The sequence below is a fragment of the Mycobacterium sp. genome (assembly GCF_036273375.1).
Classification (GTDB): Bacteria; Actinomycetota; Actinomycetes; order Mycobacteriales; family Mycobacteriaceae; genus Mycobacterium.
The window spans coordinates 1-14,622 of sequence record NZ_DASUHS010000150.1 but is presented as its reverse complement, the minus strand read 5'-3'; the positions used below and the strand labels follow the sequence as shown (position 1 = coordinate 14,622).

Annotated in this window: 10 protein-coding genes and 1 pseudogene; 5 read left to right on the top strand and 6 right to left on the bottom strand. The window is 66.5% G+C overall.

The features are described from left to right. The 6 genes and pseudogenes from VFW69_RS14445 to VFW69_RS14420 all read right to left on the bottom strand — a co-directional run. A pseudogene (locus VFW69_RS14445) lies at nt 1–154 on the bottom strand (RNA polymerase sigma factor SigM); the annotation flags it as partial. A 79-nt stretch (nt 155–233) separates the two neighbouring features. Beyond that, nucleotides 234–3,875, bottom strand: coding sequence for a murein biosynthesis integral membrane protein MurJ (locus VFW69_RS14440; RefSeq protein ID WP_526502201.1), 3,642 nt, complete (start codon nt 3,873–3,875; stop codon nt 234–236). Continuing rightward, nucleotides 3,872–6,271: a hypothetical protein gene (locus VFW69_RS14435; RefSeq protein WP_526502200.1), complete on the bottom strand. Its 2,400-nt coding sequence runs from the start codon at nt 6,269–6,271 to the stop codon at nt 3,872–3,874. The genes VFW69_RS14440 and VFW69_RS14435 overlap by 4 nt, the downstream gene beginning before the upstream one ends. Beyond that, entirely contained in the window at nt 6,268–7,002 is a 735-nt protein-coding gene (locus VFW69_RS14430; RefSeq protein WP_526502199.1) for an NUDIX hydrolase, read from the bottom strand. The genes VFW69_RS14435 and VFW69_RS14430 overlap by 4 nt, the downstream gene beginning before the upstream one ends. 86 nt (nt 7,003–7,088) lie before the next feature. Then, a complete protein-coding gene (locus VFW69_RS14425) occupies nt 7,089–7,367 on the bottom strand; it encodes a hypothetical protein (protein ID WP_526502198.1) in 279 nt (92 codons plus the stop codon). A gap of 396 nt (nt 7,368–7,763) precedes the next feature. Next, on the bottom strand, nt 7,764–9,296 hold the full coding sequence (locus VFW69_RS14420) for a putative alpha/beta hydrolase (RefSeq protein WP_526502197.1): 1,533 nt from the start codon (nt 9,294–9,296) through the stop codon (nt 7,764–7,766). 135 nt (nt 9,297–9,431) lie between these two features. On the opposite strand from VFW69_RS14420, the gene VFW69_RS14415 reads away from it, so the two are divergent. The 5 genes from VFW69_RS14415 (at nt 9,432) to VFW69_RS14395 (ending at nt 14,473) form a co-directional block, all read left to right on the top strand. After that, on the top strand, nt 9,432–10,874 hold the full coding sequence (locus VFW69_RS14415; protein WP_526502196.1) for a CCA tRNA nucleotidyltransferase: 1,443 nt from the start codon (nt 9,432–9,434) through the stop codon (nt 10,872–10,874). 24 nt (nt 10,875–10,898) lie between these two features. Further along, a complete protein-coding gene (locus VFW69_RS14410; protein WP_526502195.1) occupies nt 10,899–11,408 on the top strand; it encodes a pullulanase in 510 nt (169 codons plus the stop codon). 44 nt (nt 11,409–11,452) lie between these two features. Next, entirely contained in the window at nt 11,453–13,432 is a 1,980-nt protein-coding gene (locus VFW69_RS14405) for a putative alpha/beta hydrolase (RefSeq protein ID WP_526502194.1), read from the top strand. Between the two features lie 129 nt (nt 13,433–13,561). After that, nucleotides 13,562–13,897 carry a DUF2563 family protein gene (locus tag VFW69_RS14400; protein ID WP_526502202.1) on the top strand — a complete coding sequence of 112 codons (336 nt, stop codon included), beginning with the start codon at nt 13,562–13,564 and terminating at the stop codon, nt 13,895–13,897. A gap of 144 nt (nt 13,898–14,041) precedes the next feature. Continuing rightward, nucleotides 14,042–14,473 (top strand): hypothetical protein, encoded by a 432-nt coding sequence (locus tag VFW69_RS14395; RefSeq protein ID WP_526502193.1) that lies wholly within the window; start codon nt 14,042–14,044, stop codon nt 14,471–14,473. The last annotated feature ends 149 nt before the right edge of the window (nt 14,474–14,622 follow it).

Below are 14,622 nucleotides of genomic sequence, written 5' to 3'. Positions count from 1 at the left end.
CCTCGGGGGTGCGAGTGGTCAGCCGGGCAAGCCGGTGCAGGTGCCGCTGGTGACGTCCGAAGAGCTCGCTGAAGGCGTAGCGGTCACCGGCCACGTGGGCTGCCAGTAGTTCGGCGTCACTGCGCTCGTGCTTGGCGTTTCTCCCGAAGCCCACGGCCGGACATTAACCAATTGCGTATGCCGCGGCACTTCACTTGCAACGGTCTATGTGAGTGTGTCGAATGGGCCGCGGATCAGGACGCGGCCTGGACGGTGATCTCCGAAAAGCCGGCTTGGCTCTTGCCACTGGTGGACCCCAGTGTGGAGATCCACACCAGCAGATTCGACGTCGGCGAGCCCGCCCTGACCGGGATCACGTTGTGCCCGGGCTTGAGGGTGAAGCCCTGGGCCAGCACGGTGGTGTCGTTGAGGCTGGACGGCGCCGGCGAGGATGCCGCGCGGATCTCGACCTTGGTTCCGCTGCTCGGGGTGTCGATGCTGACTTGGCCGACCACGGTGGGGCCGGGCAGCTGCAACATCAGCCCCTCGCCCTGCTTGAAACTCGGGAAGGGGACGGCGTCGGTGTAGACCTCGGTCGCCCAGGCCGTCGAGGGATCGCCGTCGATGGCCTGCCCGGCCGTCCCCGCGTTGTCGGCGTCGCCGTCGGGGGAGAAGACTGTCGCTTTGGTGGGTTTGACGACGCTACCCGCGGCTGCGGACGGGGCGCTCGACGACGCCGACGCGGACGACGACGAGGGGCCGTTCAGTCCGAGCTCGTCCTTATTGAGGCCACCGCCGACGTTGCCGAAGATTTTGCTCACGATCGATGCCAGCACCAGCAGGGCCACCACGATGACGGCAAGGCCGGCGCCGACCCCGATGACCACGTTGCGCCGCCGCCGGGCAAAGGCCGCCTGCTCCTGACCGGATGAGATCAAAGCCGTCGAGGGCGAGGGCGAATCGTCGATGGGGCCGAGGACCTCGGTGCGGTCGGCGACCGCGGTGGCCTGCTGAAGCAGGTTCAAAAGCGTTGAGGCGCTGCGTATTCCGCCGTCCTCCTGGACCGCTCGGACGGCGACCGCGGAGATCTGGAAGGGGATATCTCGGTCGACGGACATAGGCTCGACGGGATTGCCGGCGGAGTCGCGTTCGGCCGCCGCTAGCCCGCTGCGCACCCCGCTCTCCACGATGGGCCATCGATTGACCAGCAAGGCGTAGAGCGCGGCGCCGATCCCGCGGATGTCATCCTGCGGGTTGGCGTCGGGCATGGTCGCCGGGTAGGCCAGCACGACGTCGCCTTCGATGCTGACCCGCACTCGGCTGGGGTGGTCCATCGACAGGGCGACGCCGGCGCGGTGGGCCGCGTCGGCGGCCGCGGCCAGCGACTGCATGGCCCGCACAGCGCCCACCGGCGAGGGTGCGGTGTCGGCCACCTCCTGCAACGAGCCGCCCCGGATCCATTCGGAGACCACGAGGCCGCCGGCGCCGGTGTGCACCACGTCGAGCACGCGGGCGATACCGGGTTTGTCGATGCGGCTGAGCCGCAGGGTGCGCGACAGGATCTCCTGAAGGACCTCATCGGGCAGGGCGCCGTCCGGGTCGACGAAGGTCAGCGCCACCTGCCGGTCGAGGGCGGTGTCCAGCGCCTGCCAGAACTGCAGCGGTGGGGCGCCGCCGTGGAACACCAGCAGTCGGTACCGGCCGCCGGCGATGCGGGCGCCGGGCACCAGGTGCAAGTCGTCTCCCGTGGAATCCGCCGCACGGCCGCGCGGCGCTTCGAACGGGGTCTGTGCATGCCGGGAACCGGGGATATCCCCGTTGGCCTGGTCCGACGGGCGCGCAGGGGTGGACCGCTTTGACTCGTCGGCTGGAATGTCGGGCTGGAAGTCGTCGGCGATCGGCCGCGGCAGCGGAGTACCTGAGCCTGCACCAGGCCCAGAGCTGGGGGCTGCGCTCTCCATCGGGCGGTCGGTCACCTCCGGTCCTTTCACTAGCCGGGCTCGGTTTGCCCGCTCCGGAGGGCTGCGCCGGATCGGCTCCTGGACCGCATTTACTCCAGGCGGGGACGAATTCCTCTGCTCAGGGTACGTGACCGGGCGTCGGTGAGACGATCGATCCTTGGCACTCGGTTTGCGCGGCCGCGGTCCGCGGCCCGTGATGCGGTACCGCAGGGCGTCCAGCGCCGCCCGCGCCTCGGGAACCTGTGCGCGCAACATCACCGCGGCCGTGATCGGCAGCATGATCAGCCCCAGCACGAACAGGCGAAGCAGGGAGCCGCCGCCGCCGTGCTCGGTGAGTGCGTCCAGCCCGAGGAGTCGGTCGACCACATGGGCGATCAACCCGGCCAGCATGGACGCGGTAAGCGTCACCAGGATCGTCCGGACTTCGCCGACGCCGATCAGGTGGCCACCGGCCGGCAGCAGGGTGCGTCGGAGCAGGACGTAGCCGACGACCGCGCCGGCGAGGAATCCGATGCCGTTGGCCAGCCCCAGAAAACCGGCCACCAGCTTGGGGTCGTCGGTGAGGTGCGGTGCCAGCACCGAGCCCAGGATCTTGACGGCCGTGATGACCAGGATGATGACGATCGGCGTCCATGGCTGTTCGCGTGCGTAGAACACCCGCAGCTGCAGGAGTACCAGCCCGTAAGGGATCAGCGTGAAGGCCGAGAGGGTGATCGCGGCGCCCAGGTATCCGGCGTCGACGTTCCCGAAATGGCCGTAGGCGAACAGGGCGCTGCCCATCGCGGGCCCGCCGACGGTCATGAACGCGACGATCGGGATCAGCGTGATCAACGTCAGCCGGGTGGCCAGCGACAGGTCGCCGAGCACGGCCGGGGTGTCGTCGGCGGCGGCGTTGCGGCTCAGCCGCGGCATCACGACGGTCAGCACCGTAACGCCGATCATGCCGAACGGCAGCATCAGCACCAGCCAGGTGTAGTTGTAGATCGCGGGGCCTGATGCCGCTGCGGTGCTGGCGATCTGGTTGCCGACCACCAGGCCGAGCTGGCTGATCAGTACGTAGAGCACCATGGCGGCTGCCATGGTGCCGAAGCGCTTGAGGCGCTGATCGATTCCCCACAGCGGGCGCAGGTCGACGCCTTGGCGTCGCAGCGCCACCAGCAACAACCCAGTTTGGGCGAAGACGCCCAGTGTGGTGCCGACGGCGAGCACCAGCAGCTTGGCGTTGCCCATCCGGACGGGATCGACCGACAGCTCACCGGGAACCACCGCGTAGACCGCCAGGGTGACCAGCGCAACGACGTTGTTGACGACCGGTGCCCACGCCGTGGGCCCAAATACGTTGCGGGTGTTCAGGATCGCCATGAACACCGACGTCAGCCCGTAGGCGAGAACCTGCGGCAGCAACAGGTAGGCGAAGGCGATGGTCAGCGGCTCGTTGACCTGCGGGTTGCGGCCCAGCATCAACCGCACCAACAGCGGGGCGGCCACCACCGACAGCGCTGTGGCGAAGATCAGCAGTGCCGTCGTCAACGTGACCAGGCGTCGCACGAACGCCAAGCCGCGGTCGGGGTCGTTCTGCTCGGCGCGGGCCAGCACCGGCACGAAGATCGCGGTGAAAGTCGCCTCCAGCACCAGCGCCGCCACCAGGTTGGGCAACTGGTTGGCCACCGAGAACGCGCTGGACAGCGCGGCGCCCAGGATCGCGGCCAGCAGCACCACCCGGGCGAAGCCGGTTAGCCGGCTGATCAGCGTGGCGAAAGCCATTGCCCACGACCGCGACACCAGCGCCGCGTCAGACAGCTCGGGGCGCCGACGATCGATCTCGGCGGCAATGGGCGGAAGCGGGCCGGTCGGCGGTGAGCCCGGCACCCGAGAATGCCGCGGCGGCTCGGGCAGGCGGTGGTGTGGTTGGGCCTGCCGGTAGGTGGGGGTCATACTCGGTGCTCGTGTTCGACCCGGTTATCGGCGTCGCCGGAGTTAGCGGCGTGCCGGGCATCGGGTGGGTCGGGGCGGTCCAGGTCGGCGCGGTCGGGTTGGCCACGGAAGCGGTGCCACAGCCGTCGGCCGGCCAGCAAGATCAGGACAGCTGCGGCGGACAGGGTGATGGCGAACAGGACCTTGCCGTAGGCGTTGGAATGCACCGACAACCGCACCGGTTCACCCAGCCGAAGACCGTCCGGGGTCCGCAGGGTCGCGTCAACGGCGACGCGCTGGGTGAAGTTCACTTCGACCGGGATGCGCAGCGGCAGGTAACCCGGCGGCAGTTCGATCTGGCCGATGTCGGTGACGTTCATTCCCGGCGGCGCATCGACATGCAGACGCACCCGAATCGGAACCGACAGGCCGTTGTGCAGCGCCAGCGGCAGCGGGCTGTGCTCGGTGGCCAGGGTGTAGGAGCCGCCCGGGTTGACGATCGTCACAGCGCCGAACAGGTCGCTGATCGTTTTGCCGACCACCGCGAGGCGCTGCTGGGCCAATCCGTTGCGGGTGTCGGGCGGTTCGGACTGGCTCAGCGCGCGCAGCATGTCCTCGCGCAGGGGCGCTGTGTACTGGACGCCGGTCAGCCCACTGCGATCGTCGGTCATCAGCGATGACGTCAATCCCCACAGCCGACCGACCTGCCCGGTGATCCCGGCGGTGACGTCATCGCTGAACTGTCCGGGTGCGGAGGTGTAGGCGCCGACCTCTCCCGGTGAGTCGGTGCGGGCTTGTGCAGCCTGGTTAGCCTCGGCGACCACGACCGGCAGCGGGCGCGGCACCGCCAGGCCGGAGCGGATGGTGGTGGTCAACGCGGTCAGGATGACCTGGGCGTCGTCGGCCTGCAGATTCCACGTCGTCGGCGGGACCAGGATCTGGGTGCGCGGTTCGTCGCGGCCGAGCGCATGCCAGAAGATCGAGCCCAGCGCGTCCTGCCGGCGCGCGGTCACCGAGTCGTGTCCCAGCCGAACCGTCAGGGACTCGTCCAGGTACGTCGGCACCGCGGGGGTGTTACCAGCTCCGGCCAGCGCGGCGCCGACGGCGGGGTCGAACGGCGCGACCATGACCTGGGGGGTCAACCGCCGGGGTGCGGTGTCGACGCCACTCTCGGAGGAGCCCTGCGCCTCGGTGGCCGACAGGTCGGCGGCGGCGATCGCGACCGTGTTGTCGTTGGCGCTGAGCAGCTTGACCGCGCGGTCGGTCAGCGGACCGTCTGGCACCAGCGTGGCGCCGCGGGTGGAGGAGACGTCCAGGATTTTGTCGATGATGCTGTTGGCGTCCGTGGTGGCGATGGCACTCAGGCCGGGATCGTTGACGCGCTGCACGGCATCCAGATCGGCTTGCGCGTAGGGGAGCGGGGCCACACAGGTCCGGTGCGCCAGGGCGCGAAGGCGATTCAGCCATTCGGTCGCGGTGGCCTGCCCGCCACCCGGGTGGGTGGGGGTGCCGGGCAGTTGCGCCGAGTCGGCGGGGGAGTTGGAGACAACATAGCCGGCGGTCATCGCATTGACCGTGACCAGCAGATCCGGGTCGATCGCCAGACACAGCGCGCGGCCGACGGCGCCGTCGGGGTCGACGTCGTGACTGGTGGCGACTTCGGCCGAGGCCAGCAGGATGTCGAGCCGGCCGCCGCCGGCCAACGAGGTGGCCAGGTCGTCGTCGACCAGCCGTACCGGGATGGTTCCCCCCGGGACGCCGGGAGCCAGCCTGGGCCGGTCGGCCAGCGGCCACAGCATGGTGATCAGTACCGGTTTGGAGGTGTCGGGCGCGACGGCGGAGCCCACGTCGTCGGCACGGTCGGGCGGAACCCCGACTACGGGCAGCAGGAAGCGCGCGTTGTCCAGCCGGGCGGGTGCGCCGTAATCCGGCGTGCCGTTCACGTTGACCAGGACGGGGTAGACGCCGGGCTTCTCCACTCCCAGCGACGGCTTGGTCAGGGCGCGCAGGGGCGCCGACAGGGTGAAGCCGACTTCTTGCCCGCGCTGCAGTTCGGGCGCCACTGTGAGGAAATCCGCGGCGGCCTGATATCCGCCGGTGTCACCGTCGAGGGTGGTGCGCAAACCCGCGGAGGAGGTGACCGTGCCGGCGTGCTCGAGGCGGACCATGACGTCGCGGACCGGCCGGTCGCCGATGTTGGTCACCATGCCGCTGACGGTCACGACGGGCGGACTGGTCGTGGTGACCACGTCCGGGGTGACTTGATCGATGCGGACACGGACAAATGGCGTCACCCCGGGCTCGCCCGCCGCCGCAGGCGGCATGACCGGCCCGGTGAGCACCGCAAGTCCGGCCACGATGGCGAGCACGGCGGCGATACGCACCAAACCGGCCCACTGGGGACGCGGAGCTGTCACGGCCCCGGTCCGTGGCCGTTCTTCCGGCCCGTAGCCGGTTTGTCAGAATGCCGAGTCCGCGAATGGGTCTGCGGGCGGCGCCGCGGGGAGCTGGGCGGCAGCGGGGGAAGCGAAGCCGGACCGTCGCTCTGCAGCTTGTCGATCAGCTCGTCGGCCACGCGGGCCAGGCGGCGTTCGTCGGCGTAGGCCAGCCGGGACGGCAATTCGCCCATTGGCACCCAGGCCACCTCGGCTACTTCGAGATCCTCGTCGGACAACTCGCCGCCGGAGAAGCGCATTAGATAGTGGTGCACGGTCTTGTGCACGCGACGGCCATCGGTGACAAACCAATAGTCGATGCGGCCCAGCGCGGCCAGCACGCTGCCCCGGATGCCGGTCTCTTCGGCTACTTCTCTAATAGCGGTCTGCTCGGCGGTCTCACCGAGTTCGATGTGCCCTTTGGGCAGCGACCACAGCATCCGCCCGCGCCGGTCGATCCGTCCGATCAGGGCGGCGACCTGAGACTCGCGCGGTCCGTCGAGACCGTCGATGACCAGCCCTCCGGCCGAGGTTTCGTGGACGGTCCGCAGCTGATCCGGTCCGCGGCGAGACGCCCGGGATCGGCGGGATTTGGTGGCTGTCGAGTCACCCGTCGCTTGACCGGCGGTCTGGTTCTCGGGCGAAGTCGCGGCGCCACGGCCCCGGCGCCGCCCCCGGCGCCGACGTGGTTTGCCTTGTTCGCCGTCCGACACCCAAGCGATAGTAGCTGGCACGGCACATTCTCCTGGAGATGCTCGCCGCGGGATGAGGGCGCGAGGTGACGGCGGAATGCGTGTCGTCAGATCGGGCCGATCGCCTGGGCGATGAGCCAGACTGGAACGAAGATCAGTACTGACAACGGCGCGGAGAGGCTGCCCCAAAGCATTCCGCGGCCGATCTGGCCTGTCTTACCGCCGGTCCGGGCAACAACAGCACTAATTCCTACATACACAAGCAATACAGGCGCCGCGAGAAGAACCAAGATCAGCCAGGGCATGAAAAGCCAAGTGGCAAAATCAATCACGAGGATATGCGCCAGGGTAACGAGAAAACTGATCGGTCCGTAGCGGCCGGTCATCGGGGCAGAAGGCGCTCCGTCCACCAATACACCCCTTTCATCGCATCGTCAGGTAGGCGTACAAAACTCCGCCGACCAGTACAAGCGCCGAACAGCCGGCGAGGCTAAGCGCGATACCGCGACATCGCGACGACGGCGACCACACCAGTGCGCCGCTGATCAACAATGACACCCCCGAGGCGATAAGCGTCGCAGTCACCATCCAGGCGCGTTCGCCTGCGTACGCGCTATGCGTTTTGAACGGCCCTTCACCCAATAGCCATAAGGCGAGTATCAGCAACGCCAAGACACCTTGCACGACAAATGGTGCGGATAAGGTCGCCGTACGCCAAGCCCCGGCATCAACGAAGGGCTTGCGAGCTGATGACCACATAACTAGTCGTCCTCACTTTGTGATCAAGCCGAAACTACGCCACCGGTCGGCAGCCGAGGAACCGACGGCGGGCCGGTTACGGGGCCGAACTCCGTCGCGGGCAATGGGGTTGGCACATCGTACTTTGAGTTCCATCCGCCACTGTCGAACGGCGCAAACGCCTTACCGCCGAGCGGGCCTACGTCGTGGTGACGGGGCAGATTCAGAAGGGGTCCGTCTGAGCTGCCGGATCGCGCCGGGTCGATAAGCACCGTCTGCGTCGTGCCGTCTGGCCGGTCTTGATACACCTCTAGGGAGGGGTAATTGGTGCGCGTGCCATTTACCTCGACACCACCAGGTCCTGGTGTGAAGACCAGGTCACCGTTGACCGTCACCGTGTGGTCCATCAGGGGTCCCTTGGGATCGGCGGAGATGCCTGGCGCGAAAGGATTGCCGGAGTCGTACTTGATCCGAACCGACCTGTCGGCCAGTTGGGTGACGCTGCCAGTAGGCGCGCCGACCTTCACCGGGCCCGGTCCGCCTGTCGAGTTTTCCTCAACGGAAGGGTTCTGCCTCAGGACGACGATGCCATTTTCATAGTCGATGTATGTGGTGACCTTAGTGTCTTCTGGGTCGAAATTTGGATTAGGTCCCCGGTTGTTCCCAAGGTCTCGCTTCCATGGCGGAAAGCTGGTCACGTCGCGTTGTTCAATCCATTGCGAGACGCGGACCACGCCCTGCCCGGGCACCGGGCGAATCTTCACCACACGGATCTGCGATTTGGCGCCGTTGAATTTGGGGTCGTACGTCTGCGGATCAAGAGCTGCTGCGGTCTCCCAATCCGCATCTGAGATGGGCTCGCGGCCGAATGCCTGCTTGAACGCCTCGATCTGATTGTGCAAACGTTGTTCGCTTTGCTTCTGCTGTTCGGGAGATTCCGGCAGCTGCGCGTCTACGCCCTGAATCAGTGCGGGCTCATACCCGCCCTGCGTACGCAGATTCGTCAGTGCCGTCTGAAGGTGCCGCGAATACTGACGGCGAATGTCGTTGAGCTCGCTCAGCGACGCCTTGGTGTCGTCGACCGCATGCTTCTCGAGTCCGTCGATGTAGTGGTCCAGCAACTTCGTCTCCGAGGCCGTTAGCTGAGAGTCGTTCTCCAGCTGGACTGCCTGACCGATTTGGTCGTCGAGCCCTTGGAGCGCTCCTTCGAGCGATGAAATCTCGCCCTTTCCGGAACGCTGGGCCTCGGCCAGTGCGGCCGCAACGTTCTCCAGATCGGCACCTATTTTGGGCAACTGAGTTGCCTGTACCCCGAGCGAGTTTGTCGCCCGCTGTACCTCGGCCGAATCGTTGATTGGATTCTCGCCGTTCTCACGTGTCCAAGCTTTGTCGAAGCGATTCCGCGCCAGGTTGAATGCGGCTTCCGCTTCCCCCGTGGATCGCCCGGCATCATGAAACGCTTTTGCGAGGTACGAGATCCGGGCCGGCCGGCCACTCTGCAATGTGTCGTTGATCTTCCACGGGTCTCCACCCGCGAACACGATCAGCGCGCCCTTGCTTATGTATCGGAGATGCACCGCATCATCCCGCCGTTCACCCTCCCTTGTCGCAAGGTAACGCTACTGACGCGCAGCGCCCGGTCAATTCACCTTTGCCGACGCGCGAGGCTCCTCACACGGGCTTTCGTCTGCGGCCGACTAGGCTGGTCGAACGTGCCTGACGCCGCCCAGGATGCCGACCTGCTGACCGCCGCCGCGGTCGCCCTGAATCGGCATGCGCCCATGCTGGCCGAGCTCGGCTCCGCGTTCGCCGCCGCGGGCCACGAGCTCTACCTCGTCGGCGGTTCGGTACGGGATGCGTTGTTGGGCAGATTGAGTCCCGACCTGGATTTCACCACCGACGCACGCCCCGAGCAGGTGCAACAAATTTTGCGGCGGTGGGCCGACAACCTATGGGACACCGGGATCGAATTCGGCACCGTTGGCGTCGGCAAGGGCGACCAGCGCCTGGAGATCACCACCTTTCGCGCAGACACCTACGACCAGGTGTCCCGCAATCCCGAGGTGCGATTCGGCGACCGCCTCGAGGACGATCTGGTGCGCCGCGATTTCACGGCCAACGCGATGGCCGTGCGCGTCACGTCAGAGGGGCCGGGCGAATTCCTGGATCCCCTAGGCGGTTTGGCGGCGCTGCGTGCGCGGGTCCTGGATACCCCTGCCGCGCCGGAGGTGTCCTTCGGCGACGACCCGCTACGGATGTTGCGCGCGGCGCGGTTCGTCTCGCAGCTCGGCTTTGTTGTTGCGCCACGCGTGCGGGAGGCGATCGATCAGATGGCCCCGCAGCTGTCGCGGATCAGCGCCGAACGGGTGGCCACCGAACTGGACAAACTGTTGCTCGGCGACGACCCGACGGCCGGCATCGACCTGCTGGTGCAGACCGGCATGGGCGAGGTGGTGCTGCCCGAGGTCGGCGGCATGCAGATGGCCATCGATGAACATCACCAACACAAGGACGTCTACCAGCATTCACTGACGGTGCTGCGCCAGGCGATCGCCTTGGAGGACGACGGCCCGGACCTGGTGCTGCGTTGGGCCGCGCTGCTGCACGACATAGGCAAGCCGGCGACGCGGCGCCACGAAGCCAACGGCGGCGTGAGTTTTCATCACCACGAGGTCGTCGGCGCCAAGATGGTCCGAAAGCGGTTGCGGGCGTTGAAGTACTCCAAGCAGATGGTCGAGGGCATCTCACAACTGGTGTATCTGCATCTGCGGTTTCACGGCTACGGAGATGGGAAGTGGACCGATTCCGCGGTGCGCCGCTACGTCACCGATGCCGGTCCGCTGCTGCCCCGGCTGCACAAGCTGGTGCGAGCCGACTGCACGACCCGCAACAAGCGCCGCGCCGCGCGGCTGCAGGCCAGTTACGACCGGCTCGAAACGCGAATCGCCGAGCTGGCCGCCCAGGAGGACTTGGCGCGAGTGCGACCCGATTTGGACGGCAACCAGATCATGGAGCTGCTCGGCATCCCGGCCGGCCCCCAAGTCGGCGAGGCATGGCGGTTTTTAAAAGAGCTCCGGTTGGAGCGCGGACCGCTGGATAACGACGAGGCGACTGCGGAACTGTTGGCGTGGTGGCGGTCTCGGGGGAACGACTAGCGACATCCACGCGTCGGAATACGCATGGATTACTGCATGGCCGGCGATAGCGGCGCGGCCGCAATGTGGCACGCACAACCCGACCTCGACGTGGACGGCGACGGTCGCTTCGAATCGATTGGGCTGGATTTCGATCACGACGGCCTGCGCGACGACGCACTCGCGGATCTCGACGGCGATGGCCTCGTGGATCACGCCGTGCTGGACCTCGACAACGACGGCAGCCCTGAGGCGTATTTCACCGACGACGGATCCGGGACGTGGGCTGTAGCCATGGACCGGGGCGGCCAACTGCGCTGGTTCGGCCTCGATGGTGTCGAACACACCGGCGGTCCACTGGTCGACTTCGACGGGCACGGGCGCGCCGACGCCCGCCTCGTCGACACGGATGGCAACGGGCTGGCCGACCGTGTCCTGCGATCTGACGAAAATGGTGTCACCGGATATGTCGACACCGATGGCGACGGCAAATGGAACGTCCGGCTGACCGACACCGACGGCGACGGTTTCGCCGACGGCGCGAGTTCGCTGTGAGGGCGGCCTAGTGGCGTAACGCGTTTCATCCGGGGCGCGATGCGATGCAGCTGCGTCACCTAAGCATTCCGTTTCTCGTCGCCGAGGCCGGTGGTGATCCCTGGTCGACCGATGTCAGTCTGCAAGCCGGTCGCCCAGCGCAGATCTCGGCTCTAGCCAAAGCTTTCCGTGACGCCGGGGCGAGCACTGTGGAGGCCAGCCTCGCGTTCGACGGCGCCCGTCGTCGGTTCGAGGCGTCGTGGAACCACCAGAATGACGAGCATCCGATCAACGACGTCGACGAGGTGCGGCGGGTGACCCGGTCATTGGGTCTGCAGGCCAAGCAATTTCCGAAGATCGCGATCGATTTGGAGAATATTGCCACCGCGTTGGCCGAGGCTCAACGAGCCTCTGGGTGGTACCTCGCCGCGCTGGAGTACGACCTCGAGGACATCGACGACGAGCTGTGCGATGCCCTCGCGGATGACGACCAATGCGCGGTGGCCGATCTGCGCGGGGACGCGGTGACCGAAACGAAAGCGATAGCGCTGGTGCTTCGCCAGATTCGCGATCGATATTCGGCCCTGCTTGCGTCCGGGTTAGGGAATCTCCGTGCGGACGGGGCCGACCCCGCGGAGATTCAAGGCGTCGACGAACTGTCGATTCCGTGGCCGGGCAGCAGCCCAGAGGAAGTCAACCGATGGTGGGACTCGTTGAACGCCGACCAAAAACGTCTGCTGATCGATCAACACCCGCACGAGTTGGGCAACCTGAACGGCGTCCCGGCCGACGTGCGTGATTCGGTGAACCAGGCGGCGATGAAAGACGACCTGCGCAGGGTCGAAGACGCCGCCCGTCAGCGCGGGCTGGTCCCCTCGGCGCTCCGCGACGACGCCCTCAACAACCGGAATGCGGATGTGTTCACCAACCCGGGCGATTATGGGCTGTCCGCCACCGACATCGCCCGATACCAGAACGCGGTGAAAACAAACGACTTTCTCGAGCGCGACAAAAGGCCCGATGTGGCTGAGGGGCTCCCCGTCATGCTGTGGGCCTACGACCCGCTGGCCTTCAACGGCAAGGGCAGGGCCGCCGTCGCGATCGGCAACCCTGACAAGTCCCGCAACGCGGCGGTCATTGTTCCCGGCACCAACAGCAGCGTGCGGGGAGGGTGGATGTCCGACGGGCCGGACGACGCCATCAACCTTTACGAGCAGTCGATGAAGGCCGACCCTCGCAACTCCACCGCGGTGTTGGCCTGGATGGGCTATGACGCACCCGAATTCGACCATCCGCATTGGCAGCAGGCCCTCACCGACCCATCGATGTTGGAACAGGTCGGCACTCCGTGGCGGGCACGACAAGCGGGAGCGCTGCTGGCCGCCGATGTCAACGGCCTTGCCGCCACACATAATCCGTCGGCGCCACAGCATGTAACAGTTCTCGGGCACTCCTACGGATCCACGACGGTGGCCGACGCGTTCGCCAACAGCGGTATGCGTGCCAACGATGCCGTGCTAACCGGTTGCCCAGGAACCGATTTGGTGCACAGCGCCGCGGACGTCCATCTCGATGGCGGCAGGTTATATGTGGGCGCCGCTTCGACCGATGCGATCAGCTGGATCGGCGACTCCGGCAACGGGCTCCCGAACGGCCTGAACGCGACGCTGGACCAACCGCTGGGCCCGTTGGCCGGGCTGGGCACCGATCCCGCTCATGCGGGTTTCGGGGCGGTGCGGTTTCACGCCGAAGTCGCCGGCTCGCAGAGCGTGATGCCGTGGTTTACCGACCACTCGCACTATTACGACGTGGGCAGCGAATCGCTGCACAATATGACCGAGATCGTCACCGGGCATGGCGATCGTCTGGCCGGCGAAGGCATGGTGGCGCCCGAGCGAGCCGCAGCGCGGATCGCCCTTCCTCTCCAGTTACACACCCGCTTAGGGACGGTTTCGCTGCCGCATGTCGGGATCCAGGTGCCCGTCACCGTCGATCCGGAATGGGATCGGCCGGCGCGGTCGGTCACCAATGGTCATGGGTTTTAGGGGTCCTGGTACTGCGGGCTTCGATAGGCCACGGCAGTGGTGAATTGACCGCTCGCGACGTGGCATTTAGCTTGAACAAAAGGCGTGTACGTGGCGCTGAAAGCCGTGCATCGCGTCAGATGGGAAGGAGTGCCAGTGTTCGTCGATACGGAGCTTTTGCATTCCGGAGGCAATCAGTCCCACCGCGCAGGAGGGCACGCCCAAGACGGGGCGGATCAGCTGGCAGGTGGAACCGTGGCATTCGGAATGTTCGGTGACTTCGCCGCGGCCGATGCTTTTCACGGCGCTGTGTCGGCCGCGCACGGGCAGCACATGAAAACCCTGCAAGGCCACAGTGAGACGCTCACGGGAGTCGGTACCAAGGCGCACCACGCGGCCCACGGGTTCACCAACATGGACGAGAACAACGCCACCGACATGCATGCGCTGCGACCGAGTTCTGGTCCTTCCACACGGAACGTGTAATCAACGCCCGTGACCGATGACCCACCTTCAGATCCGGGTGCGCGGCCACATGTTGGTCCGCCGGTAGGGCAGTGGGCGCCGAGCTATCCCGCGCCGCAGCCACGTTCACGCGTGTGGCCGGTGATCGCTCTCGGTGCGATTGTTATGGCTTTGGTCTCGACCGCAGTGGCTGTCGTTGCGCTGGTCGTGGCGACGTCGCGGTCGTCGGGTTTGAGTCCGGTAGGTATGTCGACCGCCCCCACGTACAGTGCCGCCGAAGTCTCTGCGGCGCACCAGAAGTTGTGTGACGCTTACAAGCTCGCGGCGCGCTCGGTCGACATTGACACCAACACCGATAACCGAGCATTGGCCGGCGCAGTCAGCGTAAATGCGGCGGTAATGCTGGAACAGGCAGTAAGCGCGGCGCCGGCGATGATTCCCGGCGACCGAGCCGCCGCACTTACGTTGGCAGCGGCATACACCAAAGCCACGGCTATGGGAAGTGCGCTGCAGCGCGACGATCCTCAGTTTCGGTCGGAAGTCGATGACGTCAATGCCAAGGACGCTGCAATGAAAAAGATATGCGGAATCGGGTGACCCGGCTGTCGTAGCACCATCCTCGCTACCGGTAGGCCCGCCGTCTCGAATGCCTTCTGGACGCGTCAAGCAGCTGCTAGGTGAGGAAGAATCGCGGGCTGGTAGTGAATTGCTTGGCGTCCGGTTGCCTGCTCCACTATTGAGGGGTA

What these genes read in the sequence shown, in the direction of transcription:
- VFW69_RS14440 (WP_526502201.1), bottom strand. Translation starts at nt 3,875, where the DNA reads ATGACCCCCACCTACCGGCAGGCCCAACCACACCACCGCCTGCCCGAG.
- VFW69_RS14425 (WP_526502198.1), bottom strand. Translation starts at nt 7,367, where the DNA reads ATGACCGGCCGCTACGGACCGATCAGTTTTCTCGTTACCCTGGCGCAT.
- VFW69_RS14410 (WP_526502195.1), top strand. Translation starts at nt 10,899, where the DNA reads ATGGATTACTGCATGGCCGGCGATAGCGGCGCGGCCGCAATGTGGCAC.
- VFW69_RS14405 (WP_526502194.1), top strand. Translation starts at nt 11,453, where the DNA reads ATGCAGCTGCGTCACCTAAGCATTCCGTTTCTCGTCGCCGAGGCCGGT.
- VFW69_RS14395 (WP_526502193.1), top strand. Translation starts at nt 14,042, where the DNA reads ATGGCTTTGGTCTCGACCGCAGTGGCTGTCGTTGCGCTGGTCGTGGCG.